The organism is Williamsia muralis NBRC 105860 (assembly GCF_001598915.1).
Taxonomy (GTDB): Bacteria; Actinomycetota; Actinomycetes; order Mycobacteriales; family Mycobacteriaceae; genus Williamsia; species Williamsia muralis.
Genome location: NZ_BDAP01000004.1, coordinates 56136 through 82789, shown reverse-complemented (window position 1 = coordinate 82789; position 26654 = coordinate 56136). Strand labels below are relative to the sequence as shown.

The window sequence follows — 26654 nt, the reverse complement described above, 5'->3', positions numbered from 1 at the left end:
CGACCGTGGTCGGGCACGCAGTACCGACCCGGGCGCGGCTGGGCGATGGTGGTGCGGTCGACATGTCGGCCACCCGTGACACCATCGTGGAGGAACCAGAGGAAGGAGACCGTGTGCCAGCCATGACGACGCGACTGGTGTCGGCGCCCATCCCTCCGGCGCAACCGCGTACCTGGCCAGAGCGGGTGCAGTTGTTGATCGACCGTCCCGGCGGCACCGCGTCACCGGGTTTCCACCCACTGCGGGTTCACGGAGGCCCGGGCACGGGAAAGACGTCACTGATCGTCGACCTCGCGGTGGCCCGTCTCGCCGACCCGGCGATCGATCCGGAGTCGCTGCTGGTCCTGGCCGCCGGGCGACGGGCAGCCACCGAGTTGCGTGAGCAGATCACCGCGCGACTGCTGGCTCAGCGCGCCGGGGGAGCGGGCCGCGCTCCGCGGGCCACCCGCGAGCCGATCGTCCGCACCGTGCACTCCTATGCGTTTGCGGTGCTTCGCCTGCAGGCGGCCGCACACGACAATCCGCCGCCGCGCCTGATCACCGGCGCCGAGCAGGATGCGGTGTTGCGGGAACTGCTGGCCGGTGACATCGAGGACGGTGCCGGCTATTGGCCGCCGCGATTGCGGCCGGCTCTGGGCACCAACGGATTTGCACAGGCATTGCGGGACATGATGATGCGGGCCGCCGAACGCGGTGTGGGGCCCGAGGACCTGATGGCGCTGGGCCGCAGGCACAAGCGTCCGGAGTGGGAGGCGGTCGGCAAGGCCTACCGTCAGTACGAGCAGAGCGGTCTGCTGCGGGGGGCGGTCGGGCTGGAGGCACCTCAGGCAACCGCGCCCGCAGTCGACGCCGCAGAGCTGGTGGGCTCTGCTCTCACAGCTTTCGCAACCGACCCCGATCTGCTGCGGCGCGAGCGAGCACGGGTGCGGTATCTGCTGGTCGACGACGCCCAGCACCTCGATCCGCAGGCCGCCACCCTCGTCGAGCTGATCGGGGCGGGAACACACCAGACGGTGGTCGCCGGCGACGGTGACCAGGCGATCTATGGCTTCCGCGGGGCCAGTTCGCGGTTTCTCGACGAACTCGACGACCCGGATCGGGACATTCTGCTCGACAACAACTTCCGGTCGAGCAAGCCCATCAGCGACCTGGGCGCGGCGATCGCCGCGCGGCTCCCGGGTCCCCGTCGGCGCCGAGCCGAGGCCGCCGACCGGGGTGGGCCGGTGCCCGTGGTGAAGATCTACGGATCGGCCGCCAAAGAGGCCACGGCCATCGCCGACATGATGCGCCGGGCGCACCTCTACGACGATGTCCCGTGGTCGGAGATGGCGGTCATCGTCCGATCGGTGCCCCGCGCGATGGCGCCGCTGCGACGCGCGCTGCGCTCAGCCGGTGTGCCGGTGATGACACCGGCCAGCGAGATCCCACTCGCGCGTCAACGCTCGGTGGCGGCGATGCTGCTGGCCCTGCGTGCGGTGTCGGAATCGCTGGAGCCGGACGAAGCGCTCGAACTGCTCGCGGGACCCATCGGAGGAGCCGACCCGGCTGCGCTGCGGCGGCTGCGGCGTGGACTGCGTCGTATCGAGACCGAATCCGGCGGAGACCGCGACTCCGCGTCGGTCATCGCCGAACTGGTCACCGGCCACCGGGTGCGAGTCGAGCATGACCCCATCGATGTCGCCCATTACCTCGATGGGCTGACCGACGCCGAGAAGCAGCCGCTGGCAAGGGTTCTCGCGGTCATCGGCGCAGCTCGCGTGGCGTACGAGAACCGCCGCGGTATCGAGGAGATCCTCTGGGAGGCGTGGCAGGCCACCGGACTCGGCCCGCGATGGTCGAATCAGGTGATGCGCCGCGACCACGGACCCGGCGGTGCGCAGGCCGATCGGGACCTCGATGCGATGGTGGCGCTGTTCGACGCGGCGGCGAGCTTCACCGACAGCCTGCCTGCCGCGACACTCGGTGGGTTCCTGGATTACCTCGGGGCGTTGCAGATCCCCACCGAATCCCGCATGGCGCAGGCGTCATCGGACGCCGTCACGGTGTTGTCCGCCCATGCGGCCACCGGTCGCGAATGGGATGTGGTGGCGGTCGCGGGTGTTCAGGACGGTTTGTGGCCGAGCCTGCGCAGCCGGGGGAGCATTCTCGGTACCGGACAGTTGGTCGATCTTCTCGATGGCGTGGATGCCGATGCGCTGGACACCATCTCGCGCACCGCGATGGCTCTTGCCGAGGAGCGTCGACTGCTGCTGGTGGCGTGCACGCGGGCTCGCGATCGACTGATGGTCAGTGCTGTCGACGACGGGAGCGGAGATGCCGCGCCCTCACGGTTCATCGGCGAATTGGCCGCGATCGTCGAGAAGGGGGCCGTGGACGACGATGAGATCGAACTGGAGCTCCCGGTGGAGCCCGGTCTGCGACGGGTGCTGTCGCTGTCGTCGCTGGTCGCCGAGTTGCGCGCCGAGGTGTGCGCAGACACCGATACGCCTACGGAGCGGGCCAAAGCCGCCGCAGACATGCTCGCCGAGCTCGCCGACGCCGGTGTTCCGGGTGCGCATCCCGACCAGTGGTACGGCCTTGCTGCTCCCAGCTCGGAGATCCCTCTGTGGTCGGAGTCGGCTGGGCCGCTGACCCTTTCGCCCTCCAGTGTGGAGGCGTTGGGCACCTGCTCGCTGCGCTGGATGCTGGAGCGGTACGGCGGCCGCGACGGCGATTCGCGGCCGGCCGTCGCCGGAACCCTTGTCCACACACTTGTGCAGGCAGTCGCCGGAGAGATCCCACCCGACGATGTCACCGCTGCACTGCGGCGGGTCTGGGACCAGGTGGATGTCGGGGCGCCATGGTTCTCGCGCCGCGAACTCGAACGCACCGAGGAGATGCTCACCAACTTCCAGCGCTGGCTGAAGGTGTCCCGCGAGACGCTCACCGAGGTGGGTGTCGAGGTGGACGTGGATGCGCGTATCGAACCCGCCACGGTTCAGGACGCCGACGGAGACACCGTCGGCATGCCCGAGGTGCGGTTACGCGGGCGCATCGACCGGCTCGAACAGGACAGCGCCGGACGCCCGGTGGTGGTGGATGTGAAGACCGGCAAGACCACGTTGTCGGTGCAGGCCGCCCAGGAGCACGCGCAGCTGGCCACCTATCAGCTCGCCTTGCGGCTCGGTGGTGTGCAGGCTGTCGGCCCGGTCGACCCAGGTGGGGGATCGCTCGTCTACGTCAACAACTCGAACAACAAAACCGGTGCGGCGCAACGCGATCAGCCGCCCCTGTCGGAAGAGCAGGTGGAGCAGTGGCTCGCCGTGGTGCGGGCGGCCGCCCACCGCAGTATCGGGCCGCAGTTCGTGGCCACCGTGAACGACGGATGCGGGCACTGTCCACTCACCGCGAGCTGCCCGGCCCAACTCGACGGCAGGACCGTGACCGATGGCTGACACCGGAACGATGACGAGGATCTCCGCCCGGGTCCTGTCGGCGGCGCTTGGTCTGCCCTCGCCCACCGATGAGCAGGTCGAGGTGATCGAGGCGCCGATGGAGCCCGTGCTGGTGGTCGCGGGGGCGGGTGCAGGCAAAACCGAGACCATGGCTTCCCGGGTGGTGTGGCTGGTGGCCAACCGTCTGGTCGAGCCGGACGCGGTGTTGGGCCTGACCTTCACCCGAAAGGCCGCCCAAGAACTCGCCGCGCGCATCCGCCGGCGGTTGTCGATGCTCGCGGGATCGCCGGCGATGCAGAACTGGGACCCCGACGGCACGTTGCGTGGCCGGCTTCGGTCGGCAGATCCGCAGGTGAGTACCTACCACGCCTACGCCGGCAGGCTGATCGCCGACTACGGATTGCTCCTGCCCGTCGAACCCTCGGCCACCTTGCTCAGCGAAACCGAACTGTGGCAACTGGCGTTCTCGGTGGTGGCGGGGTGGACCGATGACCTCGAGACCACCAAAACCCCTGGCGGCGTGACCGAATCGGTACTGAAGCTCTACAGCGAGCTCGCCGAGCACCTGGTGGACCTCGACCAGCTCGCCACCGCGGGCGACTCGCTCTACGAGCTCATCGACACCCTGCCCCCGACCGGTAGGCAACGCCCTGAGCCGCCTCAGAAGCTCCGGTCCATCCAGTCCGTCATCGATGAGCGGCGGGCGTTGATGCCGCTGGTGGCCGCGTTGGGCGCTGCGATGCGCGAGGCGAACGTGCTCGACTTCGGTAGTCAGATGTCGCTGGCTGCCCAACTCGTCGCGCGTCACCCGGAGGTGGGCGAGTCCGAACGCGCCGCCATCGGCGCGGTGTTGCTCGACGAATACCAGGACACCGGACATTCCCAGCGCGTGCTGCTGTCGGAGCTGTTCGGAACGCCGCCCGGGGTGCCGCGGGGCGCCGGGATTGCGGTGACCGCGGTCGGTGACCCGATCCAGTCGATCTATGGCTGGCGCGGCGCGTCGGCAGCCAATCTGCCACGCTTCACCACCGATTTCCGTTGCAGCGACGGAACTCCCGCGCAACGCCTGGAACTGCTGACCAGCTGGCGCAACGCCCGCCACGCTCTCGACATGGCCAACGCCGCGTCCGAGGAGCTGCGACGGCGGGGTGTGCCGGTGAGCATCTTGCGGCCGCGTGACGATGCTCCGACCGGGACCATCACCATGGCTCTGACCGAGACCGTGGTGCAGGAGCGTGAGTGGATCGTCGACCAGATCGAAGACGAGTACAACCGTGCCGAGGGTCCACCGCCGACGGTGGCGATCCTGGTGCGCCGCAACGAGGATTCGGCGCCGCTCGCGGCCGAACTCACCGATCGTGGCATCGCGGCGGAAGTGGTCGGCATCGGCGGCCTGCTGGGTGTACCGGAGGTCCAGGACGTGGTGGCGATGCTCCGTCTCATGGCTGATCCCATGGCGGGGACGGCTGCCGTGCGACTCCTCACCGGACCGCGGTGGCGGCTCGGGGCGCGTGACATCGCTGCCCTGTGGGCGCGTGCGCGCGACCTCGCCGCCGGTACCAACATCGTCACCGGCACGATGACGAGTCTGGAAGAACTCGACAGCGCGCTCGATTCCGCGGTGCCGACCGAGGTGGTGGATCAAGCCGGTCTCGGTGATGCACTGGCCGACCCGGGTCCGGCGCAACGGTATTCACCCGACGGGTACCGCAGGATCAAATCATTCGGTCACCAGCTGACCATCCTGCGGGCCCGGATGGGGCAACCGTTACCCGAGTTGGTCGCCGAGGTGGAGAGGGTCATCGGCGTCGATGTCGAGGCGCAGATCCGGGCACGGGGTCTGCGAGGCAACATCACCGGGCGCGAACATCTCGACGCCTTTGCCGAGTACGTGGCCGACTACACCGAGCGGTCGGCCGCCACCCTGCCTGGACTGCTCGCCTTTCTCGAGTCTGCCGCCGACATCGAGAAGGGTCTGGAACCGGGCAAGGTCGAGATCGCCGAAGACCGCGTCCAGATCCTCACCGTGCACGCGGCCAAGGGCCTCGAATGGGACGTTGTGGTGATCGCACATCTGTGCACGAACATCTTCCCGGGTGGAAAGGCCGACGGGACCTGGCTCGGTAGTGCGCGGGAACTACCCGCGGAGCTGCGGGGCGACCTCGCCGAGACACTGGGCGCCGAGGGCTTCCCACCGCTAGAGCTGGCCGAACTCGAGAACCGCAAAGAACTCGAGGACGCAATCGAGGCTCACAAGGACGCTTTGCGCAACCGCAAGCTCGAAGAGGATCGGCGACTGCTGTACGTGGCCTTGACGCGGACCAAGAGGGCATTGGTCATCTCGGGGCATCACTGGTCCGACGGCGGTGACAAACCTCGTGGACCCTCGATCTTCTTGACCGAGTTGCACGACATCGCTTCTCGGCTGATCGAGACCTCGAGCGACGGCGCACCGGGATTGACCATCGCGGGCTGGGCGGCGACTCCCCAAGAGAACGCCGACAATCCCTTGGCGGCGTTGACCGCCGGAGTGCCGTGGCCCGCTGATCCGCTCGGTTCCCGCCGTCCTGGTGTCGAACGTGGCGCCGACCTCGTGCGCGCCGCGTTGCGATCCCGCGGCGAGCCGGCCCTCTTCGACATGGGCGCCGAACCCGAACCCGACCTGTCGGCCGACGACCCGCAGGTCCGCGATTGGGCCAACGACCTCGCGGTGCTGCTCACCGAACGGGAAAGTGGCCTCGGCACCGACATCGAGGTGACGATGCCGCAACATCTGTCGGTCAGCCAGCTCGTCGAACTGGACAAGGACGAGGAGACCTTTGCCCGGCGCCTGCGCAGGCCGTTGCCGTTCAAACCCAATCCTCTGGCCCGCCGCGGCACCGCCTTCCATGCCTGGGTGGAACGCAGGTTCGGCGCCACCCGACTGCTCGACATCGACGAATTGCCGGGAGCGGCCGATGCCGAAGGGGGCTCGGACGCCGACCTGGAGGTGCTGCGGGAGCAGTTCCTCCGGTCCCGGTGGGCCGCGAGGAACCCCATCGAGGTCGAGGTGCCGTTCGAGACGGTCATCGCCGACACCATCGTCCGGGGCCGGATCGATGCGGTGTTCTCCGAACCGGACGGCGGCTTCACCGTGGTGGATTGGAAGACCGGTGCCCGACCCACTGCGGCACAGGAGAAGTCGGTGTTCGTCCAGCTCGCCGCCTACCGGGTGGCCTGGGCGGAACTGACCGGCGTCGACCTGGAGAAGGTGCGGGCGGCGTTCCACTACGTACGGTCCAACACCACGCTCGAACCCGCGAACCTGCCCGACCGCACCGGACTGGCCGACCTCATCAGACGTGAGAAGCGAGAACGCCCCTGATCCGGTCAGACCTTGGGTGCGGTCTTCCAGACCCGCCATCCCGCCCACACCATGGGGAACTGGAAGGGCAGGCGGGCCCACGCGACCAGCCGGTAGGGCAGCGGTTTGTTGCGGTAGATGCGCACCATGTTGATGTTCCCGGGGTACACGCCGATGAACAGCAGAACCGAGAACAGTCCGGCGAAGCGACGGGTCCGGGGAGCGAGAAGGGCGCCGCCGACCGCGAGTTCCACAACGCCGGAGCCATATGTGTAGGCACGCGGATTACCTGGCAGTTCCTCGGGGATCAGGTCATCGAACGGTTTGGGTGCGAGGAAGTGCAGGGCGCCGATTCCCAGCAGGCCGATGCCCATCCGCTTCGCCAGCGTCGCATCATCGGGAAACGTCAACTGCCGCAACTTGTGCTTGCCACTGTTCATGCGTCCACCATGCCTGATGGCGACGAGATCGGTGTTGATTACCACCGGTGCGGAAAAGGACTACAGTCCCCACTTGTGCGTACGCAATTTTCCCGGCGCCGTGTCGGCGCCTTTGTCGGGAGGCATTGATGCCCGCAGGCAGGTTCCGCCGGCGGTTCAAGAGCGAAGAGCTGACCGACATGCCCGACCACGCGCTGGTCGGTGTCGTCCGTATCCCCGAGATGCAGTCCAGCCCGGGTCGGGCGATCTCTCGTCGGGTCATCTTCGCCCTGGTCGCCCTCTTCGCCGCCGTCTTCATCGTCTACCTCGACCGCGACGGTTATCGAGACGTCCAGGACAGCGAACTCTCGTTCCTCGACTGTCTGTACTACGCCACTGTGTCGCTCTCGACCACTGGCTACGGCGACATCACCCCGTTCACCCCGGAGGCACGACTGATCAACGTGCTGGTGATCACGCCGCTACGCGTCATGTTCCTGATCGTGTTGGTCGGCACCACGTTGGAAGTGCTGACCGAGCGATCCCGTCAAGCTCTCAAAATTCAGCGTTGGAGGAACAAGGTGCGTAATCACACCGTGGTGATCGGGTACGGGACCAAGGGCAAAACAGCAGTCAAGGCGATGATCGCCGACGGCCAGAAGCCTTCGGAAATCGTTGTGGTGGACGGTGACCAGACCGTGCTCGACAACGCTGCCGCCAAGGGGCTGGTGACCGTGCGCGGCGACGCGACCCGATCCGATGTGCTGCGACTTGCGGGCGCCCAACATGCGTCCTCCATCATCGTGGCCGCGAACCGCGACGACACAGCAGTCCTGGCGACGTTGACCGCACGCGAACTCGCGCCGAACGCGAAGATCGTCGCGTCCATCCGCGAAGCGGAGAACACCCACCTGATCCGTCAATCGGGCGCCGACTCGGTGGTGGTGAGTTCAGAGACCGCCGGCCGCCTGCTGGGGTTGGCCACCAGCACTCCCACCGTCGTCCAGGTGATCGAGGACCTCCTGACTCCTGACGAGGGATTTGCGATCGCGGAGCGGGACGTGGAACCGGACGAGGTGGGTGGGTCGCCCCGGCATCTGTCCGAGATCGTCCTCGGCGTGGTGCGGGGCGGCACGCTGCACCGCATCGACGACAGCAAGGTCGACGCGATCGAGCACGGTGATCGACTGCTCTATGTGCGGCAGGGCCAGGGATGACCGAACTACCCGGCCGAGACGAGATCGATCCGAGGCGAGAGGTGAATTCGCTTGCGGCGATTTGAGTTCGACAAGCCACCGATGTTGTCGCGTGCGGTGTACAACCGTGCGGACGAGATCAGGCACGACAAGCAACGACTGACAGAAGGATGGCCGCACGCCCTACTCCTGCAGATTGACCCGTCGGGCCGGTATCCGGTGGGCGAGGACGGTCTTGGCTGGATCATGGCGGTGGACGTCGGTGACGAACCCCCGCCGGAGGCGGTGTTCCTCGGCCTGCATCCCGAAGAGGGCACCGACATGTGGGCCATGCGGTTCGACGTCATCGACGGGCCGAAAGACGACCCGAGGCGTGGAGCGCAGCTCCTCGGCGCCGACGAGGCCGGAATCCTGTCCACCGCGCTGGGAGTGCTCAATTGGCATGACTCAGCCCGTTTTTCACCGGTCGACGGCAATCCGACCGAGCCTGCGAAAGGCGGCTGGGTCCGCCGTAACACCATCAGTGGCCGCGAGGAGTTCCCCCGAACGGACCCGGCGATCATCACGGTGGTCCACGACGGCGCCGACCGGATACTGCTGGGCAGACAGTCGCAGTGGCCCGAGCGCTGGTTCTCGACGCTGGCCGGATTCGTCGAGCCCGGTGAATCGCTGGAGCAATGTGTGGTGCGCGAGGTGCACGAAGAGGTGGGTCTGGACTGCTGGGACCCGCAGTACGTCGGGTCGCAACCGTGGCCCTTTCCCCGGTCCCTGATGGTGGGATTCGAGGTCACGGCAGACCCGGATCAGGCTCTCGATTTCATCGACGGAGAGATCGCGGACGCCGAGTGGTTCAGCCGCTCAGAGGTGCTCGAAGCGCTCGAAGCGCAGCAGGATTGGCTGGGAGCCGACGGCAAGCCGATCATCGACGATGCCCGGCTGAGATTGCCGGGATCGATCTCGATCGCGAGTGCGCTCATCCGCGCCTGGGCGCATACCCCCGCAGACACAGACCGCCCGGCGTCCCGCGTCGGGGGAGCCGGGCAGTCGGAGCCGGGGCGGTTGGTGCCACCGCCCGATACATCTGGCGGGGCCTAGACCCCGAGCTTCTTGCGGACGTCGGCGACCGTCGGGTTCGTCGCGGTGCTGCCATCGGCGAACTTCACGGTGGGAACCACGTGGTTGCCGCCGTTCACACTGCCGACGAAGTCAGCGGCGCTGGGATCCTGCTCGATGTCGATTTCCACCCACTCGATGCCCTGACTGCGCAGGCCCATCTTCAGGCGCTTGCAGTACCCGCACCAGGTGGTGGTGTACATGGTCAAAGTCGCGTTCTCGGTAGTCACGCCTACATAACACCACGACTGCCACAGCTGTTCCCGTCCGCTGCGGCGGGCGGACGTAGTGGTGTCGGCCCTCGTTGGAATACTGGGCACATGGACTCACTGGACCCCGAACAGCAGGCGGCGGTGCTCGCCCCTCGCGGCCCGGTGTGTGTGCTCGCAGGCGCCGGCACCGGCAAGACGCGCACGATCACCCGGCGGATCGCGCACCTGGTCGGCGACGGTCATGTGCGGGGCAGTCAGGTGCTGGCGGTCACATTCACGGCGCGCGCTGCCGGAGAGATGCGGACCCGGCTCCGTTCACTGGGAATCGCCGGGTCGGGTAACGCGGTGCAGGCGTTGACATTCCACGCCGCGGCCATGCGGCAACTCAGGTACTTCTGGCCGCAGGCGATCGGCGACAACCAGTGGGAACTGCTCGACAACAAGTTTCCCGTGGTCTCCCGCGCGGCCCGGTCGGCGGGGGCGCCCACCACCACCGACTCTCTTCGTGACCTGATCTCGGAGATCGAATGGGCAAAAGGCTCGTTGATCGGTCCGGATCAGTACGCGGTGGAGGTGTCCAAGTCGCGGCGAGAGGCGCCTATGCCGGCGGAACAGGTCGCGCTGGTCTACGAGCGTTACGAACAGCTCAAGGTATCGCCCTCGGGAGATCAGCTCCTCGACTTCGACGACCTGCTGCTGATGACCCGGGCGATCCTCGACGACCATCCAGTGGTCGCCGAGGAGTTCCGCGACCGGTATCGCTGTTTTGTTGTCGATGAGTATCAGGACGTGACGCCCGCGCAGCAGGCGCTGCTCAATGCCTGGCTGGGTGAGCGTGACGACCTCACGGTGGTGGGCGACGCCAACCAGACGATCTACTCGTTCACCGGCGCGACCCCGAGTTACCTTCTCGACTTCTCCCGGCGCTTCCCGGAGGCGATGGTGGTCCGCCTCGAGCGCGATTACCGATCCACCCCGCAGGTGGTCGGTCTGGCCAACCGCGTGATCGGAGCCGCCCGCGGTCGCATCGCGGGTACCCGCCTGCAGCTCATCGGGCAACGACCGCCCGGGCCCGCGCCGGATTTCGCCGAGTACGACGACGAGCCGGCTGAAGCCGCCGCCGTCGCGAAGGCGATCAAACGGTTGATGGCCCAAGGTGTTCCCGGATCCGAGATCGCGATCCTGTATCGCATCAACGCCCAGTCCGAAGCCCATGAGCAGGCGCTGACCGCGGCCGGCATCCCGTACCAGGTACGCGGAGGCGAGGCGTTCTTCGCCCGATCAGAGATCCGGCAGGCGATGCGGGCCGTGCAGCAGACCGCCGGCCGTGACGACCTGCCGGCCGAGGCAGATGTGGTCACCCTGCTGCGGGCCATCCTCGTTCCGCTTGGTCTGAGCGACGACCCGCCGGCCGGCGCCCAGGCGCGAGAGCGTTGGGAGTCTCTGCGGGCCTTGCTGAATCTGACCGAGGAGATGGTGCACGAGAACGAGCACCTCACCCTGACCGAGTTGTCCCGCGAACTGGCAGCCCGTGCTGAAGCGCGGCATCCACCGACCGTGCAGGGTGTCACGCTGTCATCGCTACACGCCGCCAAGGGGCTCGAATGGGACGCCGTGTTCCTGGTGGGCATGGTGGATGGCTCCGTGCCGATCAGCCAGGCCATCAACGCCGGCGATGTGGCAATCGAAGAGGAAAGGCGGCTGCTGTACGTCGGAATCACCCGGGCGCGCGAACACCTGCAGCTGTCGTGGGCACTCGCGCGCAATGAGGGTGGCAGGCGTTCGCGACGGCGTTCGAGATTTCTTGCCGATCTCGTCCCGGACGACTCGCCCGCCTCCCGGATCGCCGAACCGAAACGGAAGCGATCGGGGCCGCGCTGCCGAGTCTGCGGGAAAGCGCTTCTCGGCAAGACCGCCTCGCTGTTGGGTCGATGCGAGAGTTGTCCGTCCGACCTCGACGAGGGTTTGCTGGTCGCTCTCAAGGAGTGGCGTAGCGGCAGGGCCAAGGAACAGAAGGTTCCCGCCTACGTGGTCTTCTCCGACAACACGCTGATCGCGATCGCCGAGCAGCAACCCGGGGATGTGCCTGCGCTCGTTGCCATACCGGGGATCGGCGCCAAGAAGCTGGACCAGTACGGCGAGGATTTGCTCGCTCTGGTCCGCGACAACGGCGGGGGCTGACCGGTGGACGATCCTTCGCCTGAGATCTCGGAAAAACTGCAGGTCAAAAATAGGTTGTGCAATCTCGGCGTCGACGTTTAGGCTGATCCACATCACCAAGGCGAGGGGCTACTCGATGTGTTCGAGTGATCACCGAGCCACCACATCGCACCGAATGTGCATCTCGAACGAGCAGGAAAGGACAGGAACCGTGAACGATTTCATCAGCGCCGCCGGCGTGTGCGAGTCGTGGCATCTGCCTGTCCAAGGCCTGCGTCCGCGACCCGGACATACCCCCGCAATCGCCGCCATGAAGCCGGAACTCCTGGCTCTGAAAGCAGCGATTCCGGCGGTAAACCGCTCAGCGCTTCCCGTGCGACCCCGACGAACGACGATCTGACACAGATCAATTCATTCGAGGCCACGGCGAGTCGCAACAGCGAACCCGTGGCCTCACTTGTGTGAAGTGGAACATCTGTAGTTCCCCCACTGTGAGCCCGGGTTTTCAAGACAAATCCGAGAGCACATTCGACAGTGGAGGAACTGATGACCGAGTTACTCGAGTCATATATAGGCGGCGGGCTCGCACTGGACATATCCAAGACCGAGTTGCCATGCCAGTACGCCGACGCGGACCTGTGGTTTTCCGAGAACCCGAGTCAGCTCGAGCAGGCGAAGGCGTTGTGCGCCGATTGCCCACTACGACGGGAATGCCTGGCCGAGGCACTCGAACGCGGTGAGCCGTGGGGCGTGTGGGGTGGAGAGATCTTCGATCAGGGTGTGGTGATCGCCCGTAAGCGTCCCCGCGGACGGCCACGTAAGAACCAGACGGCGGCATGAGCCCGTCGGCGCGACGACAGAGCGGGCGGTCTGTGAGAAATACACAGACCGCCCGCTCGTGTGTCTGAATCAGCTGGTGCCTTCTACTCAGCCAGCCCGTCGACCCATTTCTCCATGATCGCCCGATAGGGGGCCTCTGCGTCGAGTTGGGCTGCGATACCCACACAGCCGCCGAGAACCCGGAACACCATCACATATTCCTTGGGACAGTTCAGGTTTCGTGATGTGCGGTAGACGTCGCCACGCGGATCCGAGGCTGCGCCCGCCGCCCGCTGCAGCCATTTGCGGGTGAAGTGGAAAGACTCGCTGTAGAGCGGATCGACGTACGGACGCAGGTACGCCTCGAGGTCACTCGGGGTGACCTTGTCCTGATGAGAGCGCTGAATGAAGTTGGCTCGCACCATTTCTTCTTTCAGCTCGTCGTATTTGTTGTCGCGGCACAGCCGGAGGATCGGTCCGGTCGCCGCAGGCAGACCGTTCGGGTAGATGCCCACGGCGCCGAAGTCGAGAATCGCCATCCGGCCATCGGCGAGGAACTGGAAGTTCCCCGGATGAGGATCGCCATGGACCAGTCCTACCCGCTTCGGTGAGCTGACCTCGAACTCGGTCATCTTCGCCGCGGCGTCGTTTCGCTCCTCCTGTGTGCCGTTCTTGATCACCTTCGACATGGGTGTTCCGGTGATCCACTCCGACACAACAACTTTGGGGGCCGAAGCGACCACCCGGGGCACCACGAAATTGGGGTCGTCGGCGAATCCCTTGGCGAAGGCCCGCTGGTTGTTGGCTTCCTTCGTGTAGTTCAGTTCGTCTTCGGTGCGCTCGATGAGCTCGTCCATCATCGACTTGACGTCGGTGCCGGGGGACAGGCGCTTGAGCAGTCCGGTCATCCGCGACATGGTCTTGAGATCGGCCTTGAGGGCGTGGTCGGCGCCGGGGTACTGCACCTTCACCGCGACGTCGCGGCCGTCGTGCCACACCGCTTTGTGCACCTGGCCGATGGACGCCGAGGCCGCCGGCTCATCGGAGAACTCCTGGAATCGGTCACGCCACTTGGTGCCCAATTGGTTGTCGAGCACGCCGTGCACCTTGGCTGCGGGCAGTGGTGGCGCTTCTGCCTGGAGCTTGGTGAGGGCGTCACGGAAGGGTTCGCCGAACTCCTCGGGGATAGCCGCCTCCATGATCGACAGCGCCTGACCCACCTTCATGGCGCCGCCCTTCAGCTCGCCCAAGACGGCGAACAGCTGCTCGGCGGTCTTCTCGAGCATGTCTGCGGCGATCTCATCACGGTCCCCACCTGCCAACCGTCTGCCGAACCCCGTCGCCGCCCGTCCTGCCACCCCGAGCGGAAGCGAGGCGAGCTTGGCATTGCGCCGTGCTCCACCTCGTGTGATCTCAGCCATTGAGTGTTCCCCTTTCCCGATTCTTCGAGCTTAGATCACGCCGGCACGCCGCAACCGCATAGCGGGTGCGGCGTCCACTGTCTGATCTGCAGAGATGATGCATTCGGTCGCAACTCGATCGTCGCGTTCACCGTGGTGGGTGGATCGCGGTCCGGCGATGCCGATGCCGACGCTGCAGCGCTGGTGACAGCAGTGATGTGTTCGATCTGCGCCACGGTCAAGGCCACGGTGCCCGCGATGGTCGCCGGACTGGCCCACCCGCGTTGACCGAACAGCTGGGCGCTGATGATGGGCCACTCGGCGTCGCGGTCGCGCCGGTGGTGGTCAGCGCACACGAGGCAGCTCGTGAGTCCCGGCAACACCAGCGGCCCGATCACTCCGGATCCGTCGCGCAGCCGGACGGTCAGGTGCGGGACCCGCGACTTCATCAGATCCGCTATCAGCCAGGGGTCGTGCGTGAGGAAGTCGGTCAGCACCACAAGATCGGCCGACCAGGTCGCGAAGGCCTTCTCCGTGTCCGGGTGGTCAGGTGCGAGTCGAGGTCGCCGAACCGATTGCCGAACGCGGTGGCCCCCTGCCGCGACCGCTCTGGCGACTGCGCTTGCCAGTGGTCCCGAGCCGTGCACACGGATGGTCAGTGGGCGCTGGGCGCCCGTGTGCGGTAAGTGGTGTCCGATCCCGACCGCAACCAAACGGTCGAGAATGCCCCGGACCTCGTCGAGGTCGAGCCCGATGTCCGCCGCCGCGGCCGTCACCTCGGTGACCGACCGGGGCCCGGTCATCCACCGCAGCAGTCCGATCAGACGGGCGGCGGAAACGTGGACCGGCGGTTCGAGCACAACGGCGGTCTCCGGGTCGCATCCGACCTGCACCCGGCCGCCGGGACGCAACACGATCACCGTCTCCGGCCGTAACCGGGGCAAAGACATCACAACAGCCATGGCCGCCACTCAACCACCGCGACGTGGTGACCGACGCCTGCTGACGTCAGTTATCCACAGGCCGAAATGCGGCTCGAGCAGGACGTATGCGGCCCGGTAGAACTCAGGCGCCCGGCGACTTCTGATCGCCCTCGTCGTCGGTGGGTGGGCGTTTCTCGGCTCGTTTGGCCTCGTCCGCGATGGTCTTCTCGAGTTGGGCGATCGGGTCGTCGAAGGCGTCGACTCCGCCACCGATCACCCGGTCGATGAATGCCGCCGGATGGTCGAGATCGTCGGCGTCGGGAACCAGGTCGGGGTGCGCCCACACGCCATCGCGCGTGGTCACGTCCGACGACTCCAGCAGCTTGCGCCAGAGGTCGGCGGCTTCGCGCAACTTGCGCGGGCGTAGTTCGAGTCCGATGAGGGTGGCAAAGGTCTCCTCGGCCGGTCCACCGGTGGCCCGTCGCCTGCGCATCGTCTCGGTGAGTGCGCCCACCGACGGAATCCGGTCGTGGAGAGCTTGGGAGACAACGGTTTCGACCCAGCCCTCGATGAGCGCCAACAGCGTCTCCAGGCGGGCAAGTGCGTGTTCCTGAGCGGGGCTGGTCTTCGGTTCGAACGCCGCGCCGCCGCCGAGGAGGTCCTGAAGCTTGCTCGGATCGGACAGGAGCTGGGCCGGATCGATGCCCGCCGCGGCGTCTTGGATGCCGGAGAAGTCGATGGAGATCCCGCGTGCGTACTCCTCGACGGTCGCGAGCAGGCGCTGGCGGAGCCACGGCACGTGCGAGAACAACCGCACATGGGCGGCCTCGCGCGCCGCCAAGAACACGATGATCTCCTGGCTGGGCTGTTCCAGGCCCTCGCTGAACGCGGCGATCGCTTCGGGGAGCAGCACAGCCGTTCCGGTGGGAGCCAGCGGCAAGCCGACATCGCTGGACGTCAGTACTTCTTTCGCGAGCTGGCCCAGGCCCTGCCCGAGCTGGGTTCCGAAGGCCATCCCACCCATCTGGGTGACCATGCCGAGCATGGGGCCGGCAAAATCTCGAGCTTCTTCCGGCAGGTTCTTGGACCAGGTGGTCGCCATCTGCTCGGCGACCGGGTTGCACAACGTCTTCCACACCGGCAGCGTCTTCTCAAGCCAGTCCACCGGCGTCCATGCCTCGGTGGTGGTGACTCCCGCGGGCAGTGTGGTCACGGCGTCGAGCCACACCTCGGCCAACCGGACCGAATCGGTGACCGCAGACTTCTCCCGGTCGCTGACCGGGGTGTGTTTGCCGATCTGCTGGCGGGCCAGCGAGGTCGCCACCTGATAGTTGACCGGCTCACCACCGCCGCCCGTGCCCATACCGGCTCCCATGCCGGACAACATCTGACCGAGCTGCGAGAGCATCTGCCCGAGCTGATTGGGATCGAAATCGCCGGGTTTCTTGCCGCGCTCGTCACCGTCCCCGTCGTCGCCGGACGAAGGAGAGAAACCGAAAGGCAAGTCATTCATACCTCTACGGTACCGGCGCATCAGCCCGGATCCTCCTGCTAATCCATCCGCTCTCGGCGAACGGTCACCCTCTACGCTGGGCCTGGTGAAAATGCAGTCCCTCAGAATTGCCCCGGAATACCGGCGGGTCACCACGTTGCTGGTGGCGTTGGCGTTCCTGGTCGCGTTCGTCTTGCTGGGAACGCTGGTGAAGGTGCCCTACGTGGCACTGGGGCCGGGTCCGACGGTCAACACGCTGGGCCAGCTGAAAGACGGATCGAACGGCGAGATGATCGATGTCGTCGCGATCGGTGGGACGCAGACCGACCCGACGACGGGCAACCTCAACCTGACCACCGTCTCGGTGACCGACAACCTGACGCTGTTCCAGGCGATGGGATTCTGGTTCTCCGGTGACGATGAGCTGCAGCCGCGCGACCGGGTGTACCCGCCGGGCAAGTCCAACGACGAGGTGGACGCAGAGAACAAGCAGCAGATGACCGGCTCGGAGAACTCCGCGACGCTTGCCGCACTGAACTATCTGGGGCGGCCGGTGGAACAGGTGGTCGGTGGTGTCGACGACAACGGACCGTCGGCGGGCAAGCTCGAACCGGGCGACGACATCGTCGCGGTCGACGGCGTGGCCGTCGAAGACCCGAACGCCCTTCGGGCCGCGCTCGGCCGGTTTGCCCCCGGCACCGAGGTGACGCTCGACGTCCTTCGCGACGGAAACCCGGTCACGGTGCGGGTGACCCTGGGTGCCAATCCCGACGACGAGTCGAAGGGGATCCTCGGCGTCACGCTCGCCGAGGAGAACGGCGACCCCGGACTCGACGTGGATTTCAACGTCGGTGACATCGGCGGACCGTCGGCCGGGTTGATGCTGACTCTGGCCGTGATCGACAAGCTGAGTCCCGGAGAGCTCACCGGAGGCGACTTCATCGCCGGCACCGGGACGATCACCCCGGACGGGGACGTGGGCGAGATCGGCGGCATCACGCACAAGATGCGGGCCGCGAAAGATGCGGGCGCCGAAGCATTTCTGGTCCCGTCCGGCAATTGTGCCGAGGCGAAATCGGACACACCTGACGGGCTGACCCTGGTCAAGGTCGACACCTTGCAGAACGCCGTCGACGGATTGAAGGAACTCGAAGCGGGTCGCACGCCACCGGGTTGCTGACCTCAAACGCGGCCCGCCCTGAGCACTGTTCGTCCGACTATTCCTCTGGCGGGGTGTTCTCCAGTGTCCCGGCGAGAGCGGCCAGGAGGTTGGGCGCCAACTCGGGGTGTTGCAGCAATTCGATCGGGGCGTCGGGATCATCCTCTGTGCCCGGGGCAAGCTGCAGGAGGCTCAGTGCCCGTCCGTCACGCAGTACCGCTGCGGCCAGACGCGCCCCGCGACTCTCCGGATGCGCTTCGGCGGCGCTGCGCGCAGCGTGGTCGGCAGCGTCGGGATCGGAGAGCAGCGGGCCCAGTGCCTCGTCCAGATCGCTCTCGGCCTCCGGTGGCAACACGATGATCTCCTGGACCAGGGCGCACCCCTCGACTTCCAGTGGCCAGCTGGTGGTGGCCAGAACATGCTCGAGTTCTGCCATGCCACTGTCGGGCGACACGGGCAGCGGGGCCTGCTCGATGAGCGTGAGCTCGGATGTGTCGTGGTCGTCGACCCAGTCCGGTTGGGTGTCTGCCAGCAACGCCGTGGGCACGAGCGCGAACAGCTGCGGCGGCTGACCCCAGCCGGCGGCATCGACGAACTCCAAGACTTCTCGGATCGCGCTTCCCAGGGCGTCGGGGGAGAGGACGGGCGGCTGCGGATCGGTCACCGGACAATAGTGACATCTACGGCTCCGTATGCGGCGAATGATCTGGTCGAACACACCTGTCAGCGGGGCCGGGACCCCCGTTTTCACCCGCCGGTGAGCAACGCCATACACGCACAGGACGGTTCACAGCTGCGATCGGTACTGTTCTAAGTAATGCGGAGTGGAGGGGCCGATACCGGCCGCTCTCTCGGCTTTCAACGCTCAGCGAGGCAGCGGGGCGCCGCAAAGTAAAGTGTTGGTCAAGACCGGGTGCGGTGCCCCCGGCATAAAAGTTGGAGTAGAACACGTGGGAATCCGGGGTCCGGCAGCAATGCCGACGTTGTCGCGGCGAAGCAAGGCGCTCATCGCCACTGCCGTCATCGTTCTGGTGGTGTTGCTGGTGGGGCCGAGGCTCATCACCATCTACACCGACTGGTTGTGGTTCAAGGACATCGGCTACAGCTCGGTCTTCAGCAAGATCATCTGGACGCGCATCGCGCTGTTCGGCATCTGCGGCGCCATTGCCGGACTGATCATCTTCGGTGCGTTGTGGCTCGCCTATCGCAGTCGGCCGGTGTTCGTTCCGACGAGTGGGCCAGGCGATCCGATCGCGCGCTACCGCACCGTGGTGATGAGCCGCATCCGGTGGTTTGCCATCATCCCGACGTTGCTGGTCGGCCTTCTCGCGGGCCTGGTCGCGCAGGGCTCGTGGTCCACCGTGCAGATGTTCCTCAACGGTGAGAGCTTTGGCAGCAAGGATCCGGAGTTCGGCCTCGATGTCGGCTTCTACGCGTTTGATCTACCGTTCTACCGCTTCGTGCTGAACTACCTGTTCGTCGTCGTGGTGATCGCGTTTGTCGTCAGCTTGGTGACCCACTACATCTTCGGCGGGATCCGACTCGCCGGACGCGGCGGAACGCTGACCAACGCGGCGCGAATCCAGTTGGCGGTCATCGCCGGTACCTTCCTGTTGCTCAAGGCCATCGCGTACTGGCTCGACCGGTACACGCTGCTGAGCAGCACCCGTAAGCAAGAGATCTTCAACGGCGCCAGCTACACCGACATCAACGCGGTGCTGCCGTCGAAGTTGATCCTCATGGCGATCGCCGTCATCTGTGCTTTGGCGTTCTTCGCCGGTGTGGTCCTTCGCGACCTTCGTATCCCTGCCCTGGCCACCGCCATGATGTTGTTGTCGGCGCTGGTCATCGGCGTGGGCTGGCCCGCTGCCATGGAGCAGTTCTCGGTGAAGCCCAACGCGGCCGAGAAGGAAGCCGAGTTCATCAACCGGAACATCGAGGCCACCAAGGCGGCCTACGGAATCGGTGACGACAGGGTGAAGACCCAGGCGAACTGGACCGGTGAACCGGCCGATGCCGATCAGGTCGACGCCGACGCGCCGACGTTGTCGAACATCCGGCTCCTCGATCCCAACATCGTGTCGCCGGCCTTCGCTCAGCTCAAGCGGCAGCAGAACTTCTACGGCTTCCCGTCCCAACTTGCCCTCGACCGTTACACAGTCGACGGCGAGATGCGTGACTTCGTGGTCGCCGCAAGGGAACTCGACCCCACCAGGTTCGAGGCGAACCAGCAGAACTGGCTGAACAAGCACACCGTCTACACCCACGGCAACGGCTTCATCGCCGCTCCTGCCAACACCGTGAACGAAGCCGTCTCCAGTGAGAGCGACGTCAACGGTGGCGGTGAGCCCGTCTTCAACGTCAGTGACCTGAGCAATTATCAGACCGACGACTACAAGGCGAACGCGCCCATCAAGGTGACGCAGCCCCGCATCTACTTCGGTGAGCTGATCTCCAAGGTGAATCCCGACTACGCCATCGTCGGCAACACCGGTGCGCCGCGGGAGTTCGACACCGCGGACACACCCAAGTACACCTACCAGGGCGACGCCGGCGTGCCGTTGTCCAACTGGTTCAACCGATTTGCCTACGCGGTCAAGTACACCGAGCGCAACCTGCTGCTCTCGGGGGCCATCAACGAAGAGTCGAAGATCATCTACAATCGTGATCCTCGTGACCGTGTCAAGAAGGCCGCACCTTGGCTGACCGTCGACTCGAAGACCTATCCGGCCGTGATGTCCGACGGCTCGGTCAAGTGGATCGTCGACGGGTACACGACTCTCGACGCATTCCCCTACGCGCAGAAGACGTCGCTCGAAGATGCGACCACCGATGCGCAGCAGCTCAATCAGGGCCAGACCGGACGCACTCAGGTCAACCGGCAGGTCTCGTACGTCCGCAACTCGGTGAAGGCCACCGTGGACGCCTACTCGGGCGAGGTCACGCTCTACCAGTTCGACGACAAGGACCCCGTCCTGAAGACCTGGATGAAGGTGTTCCCTGATTCGGTGAAGTCGCGCGCGGAGTTCGACAACGCGGAGAACGCAGACCTGCGTGACCACGTGCGCTACCCGGAGGATCTGTTCAAGATCCAGCGTCAGCTGCTGACGAAGTACCACGTGACCAACCCGCAGACGTTCTTCCAGGGAGACGCCTTCTGGTCGGTGCCTGCCGATCCGACGGACAGCGCTGCGGTCACCCGGGGACTCGATCAGCCGCCGTACTACTTTGTCGCCTCCGATCCTGAGACGAAGAGGTCCTCGTTCCAGTTGACGTCGGTGTTCAACGTCCTGAAGCAGGAGTTCTTGGCGGCGTACGTGACCGTGTCCTCCGACCCGGAGAACTACGGTCAGATCACCATCAAGAATCTTCCGCCGAACACGCAGCGTGAAGGTCCCAAACAGGTCTTCAGTGCGATGGAGACCGACACCCGCGTGGCAGAGAGCCGCAAGAACCTCGAGAACACAGCGGATGTCACCTTCGGCAATCTGCTGACGTTGCCGGTCGGTGACAACGGGGTCCTGAACGTGGTGCCGATGTACGCGCAGGCGAAGTCGACAGCGGGTACGTTCCCGCGTCTGGTCCGTGTGATCGTGCGGTACGACGACAGCAGTGGCCAGCCGCCTCGGGTGGGTTATGCGCCCACCGTCGCGGCAGCGCTCGCAGGTGTCGGGATCGATCCGTCCTCAGTGACGCAGATCCCGGGGGCTGAAAACGCTCCTGTGGTGCAGCCCGGTACTCAACCGCAACAGGGACAGACCCCGACGCCGCCGCCGGCCGACGGTCAGGCAGTGGTTCCGCCGTCGCCCCAGCGAGACGCGATCGTCAAGCGGATGGACGATGCCCTGAACGCCATGCAGGAAGCGCTGAGGTCGGGCAACTTCACCGCCTACGGTCAGGCTCAGACGGATCTGCAGGCTGCCGTCGGCGATTACGAAGCTTTGCCGACGGGCTAGCGTTTGCCCAGTTCAGAAGCGTGACCGGCGTTACAGGCGGGCGATTTGCACTTCGCAGGTGCCCGCCTGTAACGTTGTGTTTACCGCCGCGGGGTGGAGCAGCTCGGTAGCTCGCTGGGCTCATAACCCAGAGGTCGCAGGTTCAAATCCTGTCCCCGCTACGAAGACAAGAACCCGCGTTCTGCATCACGCAGAACGCGGGTTCTTGCTATATCCGGGGTGGTGTTCCAGTCGGTGGCGAAGGGGCCCCGATCAGGATGGGTCTTCGTGGGTGACCGCCTTGTAGCCGCGTGCACCAGCCCGATCGACCGCAGCTTTCACGAGGCCGAAGATCAGGCCCTGCAGTGCAGCGGCGACCAGGACTTCGGTGTTGCTCCTCTGGAGGTCTTTGGGATCAGGCGCCTTGGCGTCGTTGCCCAGACGCTTCCAGACCTGAGCGAATGCGGCTGACGCCACGACACCACCGAGGACGCTGGTGGCTATCGACAGCGGCTTGTAGGCGGCTTTGGACACGGCGCTCATACGATCTCCCTCTTCTTCGAACGGCGACGACGGACAACAATGAGCAGGACGAGCAGCACTGCCCCGATCGCGCCGGAGGTCGCCAGGACCTGCTGGTTGTCTTTGGCTTTGATCTGCGCGGTGTGGGCGGTGTCTGCGGCAGCCGTCTTGACGCGGGTGGGTACGTCGAACTTCTGCGCCAGCGCGTCCACGGTCTGGGCCAACTCGGCGCGCTGTTCCTCGACCGGAGGCACATCGGTGGGCGCAGTGGCTCCGGGTTCGGGTGTTGCGCCCGACGACGTCGGTTCGCTCATCAGAGATGCTCCCTCACGGTGTTGATGTCCCTCTGGATGCTGTGCACGGTTGCCTGCGGTGCCGGCGGCACGGCCTTCTTGGCCCGAGACGCGCCGATCGCGGCAGCGATGGCTCCGATGACGACCAGCACGGCCGCGACGATGAGTGCGGCGAGCCATGGTTCCACCGCGGTGGCCAACCCCAGGACGGCCGCTGCGATGAGTGTTCCGAATCCGAACAGCAGCAACAGGGCACCTGCTCCGGAGATGCCGACGCCGATGCCGAGTTTTGTACCTTTCGTCTTCACCTCATCGAGTGCGTTCCGCACTTCGGTCTTGACGAGGGTGGAGGTCTGCTCGGAGAGGCGTTCGATCAACTGGACGGTCGAGAGATCTGTCGGTGGGGGCTGATTCATCGTTCCTCCTTTGACTGCGGGCTGCGACGCAGTGATCAGCTCAGCCGACCTACCGAGCCGCGAGTCACGGACAGACGGTGGTTACCCCGGGCAACATGTGAGCAAACCGAAGAACAAAAGACGATGTGACCCTTCAGAGTGCCGCGGCTGCGGGCTTTTTCATCTTGCGCACGGTTTTCCCGTCGGCGTATTCGCCCAGCGCGGTCATCACCCAGCCAGATGGTTCACGAACCATCTTGCACATCAGTACGCCGGTGGTGGGGCCTGAGTCGGAGAGTTCGAATCGGACCATCTCCTGGCCGCTCCCGTGATCGACGAGCCTGCAGAAGGCCCGCCCGACGTCGGTGAATCGCTGGCCCGAGAAGGAGTTCACGGTGAACACCAGGCCGGTGACCGAATGGGGCAACCGCCCCAGGTCCACGGAGATCACCTCGTCGTCGCCCTCACCTGCGCCGGTCAGGTTGTCACCCGAATGTGCCACCGCGCCATCGAGTATCGACAACTTCAAGAACCAGCAGGTCGCCACGACCTTTCGGTTGGCATCGAAGGCGATGCACGACGCGTCGAGATCGATCCGGCCCTTGCCGGCGACCGGATCCCACCCGAGTCCCATCCAGACCTTGCTCAGCAGCGGCTTGCCGAACTTCGTCAGCACCACCGACTGGCGTTTTTCGAGGACCACGTGACCTTTGTCGAGGTTCGGCCGATGGTTCGCCGAGTTGGTGGGGGTCGCCGCCGGGACGGCGGGAACCGCCACCGGCTCCACCGTCGCCGCAGTCTCGTCCGGGTCGTCCACGCTGATACCGAAATCTGTTGCGATCCCGGCCAATCCGTCTGCGTAGCCCTGCCCGACCGCACGTAGCTTCCACCCCCCGCCGCGCCGATAGACCTCGAAGACGATCAGGGCGGTCTCGCCGGAGAGATTTGCCGGGTCGAACGTGGCGAGCAGGTCACCGTTCGCCGCATCGATGACGCGGGCATGTGGATTCGTCCCGGCGAACGTGGTGGCCGGGGGATCGAGGCTGGCCGTGATCACCACCTTGTCGATGGCCGACGGAACGGCGGCCAGGGTGATGCAGACTGCATCGGGACCGTGCGCAGTACCGGGCATGTGACGCAGCCCCGGCCCGACGGGCGCGTTGAAGAAGATCAGGTCGGCGTCGCTGCGCACTTTGCCCGACGGGGCCACCAACAGCGCCGACACGTCGAGCTGCCGTCCGCTCACCCCGACCTCGATGCGGACTTCGGCGGACTGCAACGCAGTGTTGGCGCCCGCAGTCATCGGGATGCTCATTGTCGCGGTCCGCCCTTGTTCGACTCGTGGCCTGTGGGCCCGGGAAAGGACTGTCGCAACGAAGCTACCGAAGTCCGGCGATCGGTGTGGGCGTGTTGTCGATTCGATACCTCCGGGCAGATTCGCCACGGCCCGTCGGGACGAATCGGGTGCCGGTTATTGTCCTTCGAGCACAACCACTCACCTCTTCACAGAACACGGAGGGCTCCTGTGCCCGAGCTCGATGGTGCTGCCACTGCGCTGGTACTTGTCTCGACCGCGATGGTTCTTCTGATGACTCCGGCGCTGGCGCTGTTCTACGGCGGCATGGTGCGCAGCTTCAGCGTGCTGAACATGATGATGATGAGCTTCATCGCGATCCCGTTGGTCGCGGTCGCGTGGCTGGTCGCCGGCTACAGCCTTGCGTTCTCCGACGACGCGGGGTTCGGCCTCATCGGTGGCGTGGAGTCGTTCGGGCTGGCCGGGATCGGTCCGGAGTCGTTGCACGGGTCCATCCCGACCTTGTTGTTCGTGACGTTTCAGCTGACGTTCGCTGTGATCACCGCGGCACTGATCAGTGGGGCCATCGCCGACCGTGCCCGCTTCGTCGCCTGGATCGTGTTCGTACCGATCTGGACACTACTGGTCTATGCGCCTGTGGCGCACTGGGTCTGGGGTCCCGGCGGCTGGATCGCAGAGCTCGGGGCGCTTGACTTCGCGGGCGGTCTGGTGGTGGAGGTGACCTCGGGTGCCTCGGCGCTGGCACTTGCACTCGTCTTGGGGCCGCGCCTGGGATTCCGCCACGACACGATGCGCCCGCACAATCTGCCTTTTGTGCTGCTCGGCGCGGGACTGTTGTGGTTCGGATGGTTCGGCTTCAATGCCGGCTCCGCGCTCGCGGCCGACGGCATGGCCGCAGCCGTCCTGCTCAACACCTTGATCGCGGGCGGCCTGGGAATGGTCGGCTGGCTTGTGGTCGAGACCAATCGTGATGGGCACCCGACCAGTTTCGGCGCCGCGTCGGGCATTGTCGCCGGGCTGGTGGCGATCACGCCGTCGTGTGGATCGGTGGGTCCCCTCGGCGCGGCCGTTGTCGGCCTCGCAGCCGGAATCGTGTGTGCCTACGTGGTGTTGTGGAAGTTCAAGTTCGGCTACGACGATTCACTGGATGTCGTCGGCGTGCACTTCACCGGTGGTGTGGTCGGCACCTTCCTCATCGGGCTCTTCGCGACTTCGATGATGACGTCCGATGCCGAAGGACTTTTCTACGGCGGCGGACTGGCGCTGCTGGGTAAGCAAGTGGTCGCCATCTTTGCGGTAGCTCTTTACACATTCTTGGTGTCATTCGGAATCGGAAAGGTCATCGATTGGACCATCGGGTTCAGGGTGTCGGCGAAAGATGAACGAGAAGGGGTCGACTTCTCCGAGCACGCCGAGACGGCCTACGCCGACCTCGAGCGCTGATCGCCACCTCTGAGGATGGGATCGACACAAATGGCTATTCGGTCATTGTCGATCAGCCGTGTCGGGTAATTCGTAGACCGGTCGATATGATCGTCACGTTCAGGAATTGCCGCTGAACTTGTTGCGGTGAACCTTCGGGCGAACGGTCGCCGCCTTTATGCCTGAGCCTGAGCGTTAGTGGTCCAAGTCCGCCCATTGTTTGTCTGAGATGCGCGACTGACTTCGCCGGCGCTCCGATAACTGCATGTCAGTCGCAGCTGCACTGGCCCAATTGACGCCATGGCTTTTAATGGACTCGCACACTTTCCAATTGATGTGTTCGGGTAATGGCGCTGAAAGAATGCGCGCGATGCTTTCGAAAATCGAAGATAAAAATCGCATTCCGCGAAACTTTTTGGTGCCTTACTTTCATACTCGGGGCAAGCGGGTCGGACTGGCTGGCCCTTTTGTGTAGGCGAGGTTCAATTATGAGTTTGACGGTCACAAAACGTAATCGCCGCAAGATCCGAGCGATTCTTGCGGCGGGTTTGGTGCTCGGTGTGGGAGCGGCGGTGACACTTGCGGCCTGGAGTGATTCTGTCTGGGGCCAGAGCGAGTTCGCCACCGACAAGTGGAACGTTCAGGGCAGTTTCAACGGTGGCACCAGCTGGGGTGAGTTCGCAACGGGACCGACGGCCGGCACCTTCACATTCCCGCTGGCCGATGCCACGAGCCTCACGCCCGGTGAATCGGTCAAAGCCCCGGTGTCGCTGCGGGTCGGGCCGGCGGCATCGGCATTGAATGCATCGGTGACCCTCGCTCCGTCCGGCAACACGTCCGCGTTGGCCGGCGAACTCGAACTCACCGTCACCGAGGCCGCCAGCTGCAGCGTCGCGGGTACCACGCCCGCAGGCTGGCCGGCAGGTGGAAGCGTGGCGACGGCCGGCGGAAGCACCCCGATCATCCTCAACGGCGACATGACCCCGCGGCACTTCTGTTTCACTGTGACGCTGCCGGCCGACGCGGCGCTGCTCAATACGTCGACAACAGGGCAGGTTCTCTGGGAGTTCAAGGCAACCAGCGTCGAACCGTAGGCATCTGC

Annotated in this window: 20 protein-coding genes and 1 tRNA gene; 11 read left to right on the top strand and 10 right to left on the bottom strand. The window is 65.5% G+C overall.

All coding sequences use genetic code 11. From position 1 onward, the window contains the following. The first annotated feature begins 122 nt into the window (after positions 1 to 122). A complete protein-coding gene (locus WIMU1_RS16025) occupies positions 123 to 3434 on the top strand; it encodes an ATP-dependent helicase (RefSeq protein ID WP_174548748.1) in 3312 nt (1103 codons plus the stop codon). Further along, the gene (locus WIMU1_RS16020) at positions 3427 to 6798 is read left to right on the top strand and encodes an ATP-dependent helicase (protein ID WP_062798771.1); all 3372 of its coding nucleotides are present in this window, start codon (positions 3427 to 3429) and stop codon (positions 6796 to 6798) included. The genes WIMU1_RS16025 and WIMU1_RS16020 overlap by 8 nt, the downstream gene beginning before the upstream one ends. 5 nt (positions 6799 to 6803) lie before the next feature. On the opposite strand, the gene WIMU1_RS16015 is transcribed toward WIMU1_RS16020, so the two are convergent. Continuing rightward, on the bottom strand, positions 6804 to 7217 hold the full coding sequence (locus tag WIMU1_RS16015) for a DoxX family protein (protein WP_030164462.1): 414 nt from the start codon (positions 7215 to 7217) through the stop codon (positions 6804 to 6806). Between the two features lie 128 nt (positions 7218 to 7345). Here WIMU1_RS16015 and WIMU1_RS16010 point away from each other — a divergent pair, with 128 nt between their 5' ends. Both WIMU1_RS16010 and nudC read left to right on the top strand, forming a co-directional pair. After that, a complete protein-coding gene (locus WIMU1_RS16010; protein WP_030164459.1) occupies positions 7346 to 8413 on the top strand; it encodes a potassium channel family protein in 1068 nt (355 codons plus the stop codon). Between the two features lie 51 nt (positions 8414 to 8464). Next, entirely contained in the window at positions 8465 to 9487 is a 1023-nt protein-coding gene (gene nudC / locus WIMU1_RS16005; RefSeq protein WP_120802673.1) for an NAD(+) diphosphatase, read from the top strand. On the opposite strand, the gene WIMU1_RS16000 is transcribed toward nudC, so the two are convergent. After that, positions 9484 to 9708 carry a mycoredoxin gene (locus tag WIMU1_RS16000; protein ID WP_038252428.1) on the bottom strand — a complete coding sequence of 75 codons (225 nt, stop codon included), beginning with the start codon at positions 9706 to 9708 and terminating at the stop codon, positions 9484 to 9486. The two genes, nudC and WIMU1_RS16000, sit on opposite strands and share 4 nt — an antisense overlap. Before the next feature lie 117 nt (positions 9709 to 9825). On the opposite strand from WIMU1_RS16000, the gene WIMU1_RS15995 reads away from it, so the two are divergent. Together WIMU1_RS15995 and WIMU1_RS15985 are read left to right on the top strand one after the other, a co-directional pair. Continuing rightward, positions 9826 to 11898 carry an ATP-dependent DNA helicase UvrD2 gene (locus WIMU1_RS15995; RefSeq protein ID WP_030164449.1) on the top strand — a complete coding sequence of 691 codons (2073 nt, stop codon included), beginning with the start codon at positions 9826 to 9828 and terminating at the stop codon, positions 11896 to 11898. Between the two features lie 525 nt (positions 11899 to 12423). Next, complete coding sequence (locus WIMU1_RS15985) at positions 12424 to 12717, top strand: WhiB family transcriptional regulator (RefSeq protein WP_051406386.1); 294 nt, start codon at positions 12424 to 12426, stop codon at positions 12715 to 12717. Between the two features lie 83 nt (positions 12718 to 12800). Here the strand turns inward: WIMU1_RS15985 and WIMU1_RS15980 are convergent, their stop codons facing one another. The 3 genes from WIMU1_RS15980 to WIMU1_RS15970 form a co-directional block, all read right to left on the bottom strand. Continuing rightward, positions 12801 to 14117 (bottom strand): ABC1 kinase family protein, encoded by a 1317-nt coding sequence (locus WIMU1_RS15980; protein WP_062798767.1) that lies wholly within the window; start codon positions 14115 to 14117, stop codon positions 12801 to 12803. A 35-nt stretch (positions 14118 to 14152) separates the two neighbouring features. Further along, a complete protein-coding gene (locus WIMU1_RS15975) occupies positions 14153 to 15058 on the bottom strand; it encodes a hypothetical protein (RefSeq protein ID WP_084248317.1) in 906 nt (301 codons plus the stop codon). A 103-nt stretch (positions 15059 to 15161) separates the two neighbouring features. After that, positions 15162 to 16532, bottom strand: coding sequence for a zinc-dependent metalloprotease (locus WIMU1_RS15970; protein ID WP_033335711.1), 1371 nt, complete (start codon positions 16530 to 16532; stop codon positions 15162 to 15164). Positions 16533 to 16623: 91 nt separating this feature from the next. On the opposite strand from WIMU1_RS15970, the gene WIMU1_RS15965 reads away from it, so the two are divergent. Continuing rightward, complete coding sequence (locus WIMU1_RS15965; protein ID WP_062798765.1) at positions 16624 to 17691, top strand: YlbL family protein; 1068 nt, start codon at positions 16624 to 16626, stop codon at positions 17689 to 17691. Positions 17692 to 17728: 37 nt separating this feature from the next. On the opposite strand, the gene WIMU1_RS15960 is transcribed toward WIMU1_RS15965, so the two are convergent. Beyond that, positions 17729 to 18334, bottom strand: coding sequence for a PPA1309 family protein (locus tag WIMU1_RS15960; RefSeq protein WP_030164432.1), 606 nt, complete (start codon positions 18332 to 18334; stop codon positions 17729 to 17731). Positions 18335 to 18644: 310 nt separating this feature from the next. Here WIMU1_RS15960 and WIMU1_RS15955 point away from each other — a divergent pair, with 310 nt between their 5' ends. Both WIMU1_RS15955 and WIMU1_RS15950 read left to right on the top strand, forming a co-directional pair. Next, positions 18645 to 21626, top strand: a complete 2982-nt coding sequence (locus WIMU1_RS15955; RefSeq protein WP_062798764.1) for a UPF0182 family protein — start codon at positions 18645 to 18647, stop codon at positions 21624 to 21626. A gap of 87 nt (positions 21627 to 21713) precedes the next feature. Then, positions 21714 to 21787, top strand: a tRNA-Met gene (locus WIMU1_RS15950). A 91-nt stretch (positions 21788 to 21878) separates the two neighbouring features. Here WIMU1_RS15950 and WIMU1_RS15945 read toward each other — a convergent pair. The 4 genes from WIMU1_RS15945 to WIMU1_RS15930 all read right to left on the bottom strand — a co-directional run bounded on the left by WIMU1_RS15945 (position 21879) and on the right by WIMU1_RS15930 (position 24130). Continuing rightward, positions 21879 to 22148, bottom strand: a complete 270-nt coding sequence (locus WIMU1_RS15945) for a DUF4235 domain-containing protein (protein ID WP_023955720.1) — start codon at positions 22146 to 22148, stop codon at positions 21879 to 21881. Further along, positions 22145 to 22441: a DUF3618 domain-containing protein gene (locus WIMU1_RS15940; RefSeq protein ID WP_062798762.1), complete on the bottom strand. Its 297-nt coding sequence runs from the start codon at positions 22439 to 22441 to the stop codon at positions 22145 to 22147. Before WIMU1_RS15940 ends, WIMU1_RS15945 begins: the two co-directional genes overlap by 4 nt. After that, positions 22441 to 22836 (bottom strand): phage holin family protein, encoded by a 396-nt coding sequence (locus tag WIMU1_RS15935; protein ID WP_062798761.1) that lies wholly within the window; start codon positions 22834 to 22836, stop codon positions 22441 to 22443. Before WIMU1_RS15935 ends, WIMU1_RS15940 begins: the two co-directional genes overlap by 1 nt. A gap of 133 nt (positions 22837 to 22969) precedes the next feature. Continuing rightward, the gene (locus WIMU1_RS15930) at positions 22970 to 24130 is read right to left on the bottom strand and encodes a TerD family protein (protein WP_211339019.1); all 1161 of its coding nucleotides are present in this window, start codon (positions 24128 to 24130) and stop codon (positions 22970 to 22972) included. 210 nt (positions 24131 to 24340) lie between these two features. On the opposite strand from WIMU1_RS15930, the gene WIMU1_RS15925 reads away from it, so the two are divergent. Then, complete coding sequence (locus tag WIMU1_RS15925) at positions 24341 to 25573, top strand: ammonium transporter (RefSeq protein ID WP_062798759.1); 1233 nt, start codon at positions 24341 to 24343, stop codon at positions 25571 to 25573. 467 nt (positions 25574 to 26040) lie between these two features. Next, positions 26041 to 26646 (top strand): SipW-dependent-type signal peptide-containing protein, encoded by a 606-nt coding sequence (locus tag WIMU1_RS15920; RefSeq protein ID WP_030164413.1) that lies wholly within the window; start codon positions 26041 to 26043, stop codon positions 26644 to 26646. Positions 26647 to 26654 lie beyond the last annotated feature (8 nt).

Excerpts from the sequence above, each read along its gene's own strand:
- WIMU1_RS16025 (WP_174548748.1), top strand. The coding sequence starts at position 123 with ATGACGACGCGACTGGTGTCGGCGCCCATCCCTCCGGCGCAACCGCGT.
- WIMU1_RS15940 (WP_062798762.1), bottom strand. The coding sequence starts at position 22,441 with ATGAGCGAACCGACGTCGTCGGGCGCAACACCCGAACCCGGAGCCACT.
- WIMU1_RS15930 (WP_211339019.1), bottom strand. The coding sequence starts at position 24,130 with ATGAGCATCCCGATGACTGCGGGCGCCAACACTGCGTTGCAGTCCGCC.
- WIMU1_RS15965 (WP_062798765.1), top strand. The coding sequence starts at position 16,624 with ATGCAGTCCCTCAGAATTGCCCCGGAATACCGGCGGGTCACCACGTTG.
- WIMU1_RS15935 (WP_062798761.1), bottom strand. The coding sequence starts at position 22,836 with ATGAATCAGCCCCCACCGACAGATCTCTCGACCGTCCAGTTGATCGAA.
- WIMU1_RS16015 (WP_030164462.1), bottom strand. The coding sequence starts at position 7,217 with ATGAACAGTGGCAAGCACAAGTTGCGGCAGTTGACGTTTCCCGATGAT.
- WIMU1_RS15975 (WP_084248317.1), bottom strand. The coding sequence starts at position 15,058 with ATGGCTGTTGTGATGTCTTTGCCCCGGTTACGGCCGGAGACGGTGATC.
- WIMU1_RS15980 (WP_062798767.1), bottom strand. The coding sequence starts at position 14,117 with ATGGCTGAGATCACACGAGGTGGAGCACGGCGCAATGCCAAGCTCGCC.
- WIMU1_RS15970 (WP_033335711.1), bottom strand. The coding sequence starts at position 16,532 with ATGAATGACTTGCCTTTCGGTTTCTCTCCTTCGTCCGGCGACGACGGG.
- WIMU1_RS15955 (WP_062798764.1), top strand. The coding sequence starts at position 18,645 with ATGCCGACGTTGTCGCGGCGAAGCAAGGCGCTCATCGCCACTGCCGTC.
- WIMU1_RS16020 (WP_062798771.1), top strand. The coding sequence starts at position 3,427 with ATGGCTGACACCGGAACGATGACGAGGATCTCCGCCCGGGTCCTGTCG.
- WIMU1_RS15920 (WP_030164413.1), top strand. The coding sequence starts at position 26,041 with ATGAGTTTGACGGTCACAAAACGTAATCGCCGCAAGATCCGAGCGATT.
- WIMU1_RS15995 (WP_030164449.1), top strand. The coding sequence starts at position 9,826 with ATGGACTCACTGGACCCCGAACAGCAGGCGGCGGTGCTCGCCCCTCGC.
- WIMU1_RS15985 (WP_051406386.1), top strand. The coding sequence starts at position 12,424 with ATGACCGAGTTACTCGAGTCATATATAGGCGGCGGGCTCGCACTGGAC.
- WIMU1_RS16010 (WP_030164459.1), top strand. The coding sequence starts at position 7,346 with ATGCCCGCAGGCAGGTTCCGCCGGCGGTTCAAGAGCGAAGAGCTGACC.
- WIMU1_RS15945 (WP_023955720.1), bottom strand. The coding sequence starts at position 22,148 with ATGAGCGCCGTGTCCAAAGCCGCCTACAAGCCGCTGTCGATAGCCACC.
- WIMU1_RS16000 (WP_038252428.1), bottom strand. The coding sequence starts at position 9,708 with ATGTACACCACCACCTGGTGCGGGTACTGCAAGCGCCTGAAGATGGGC.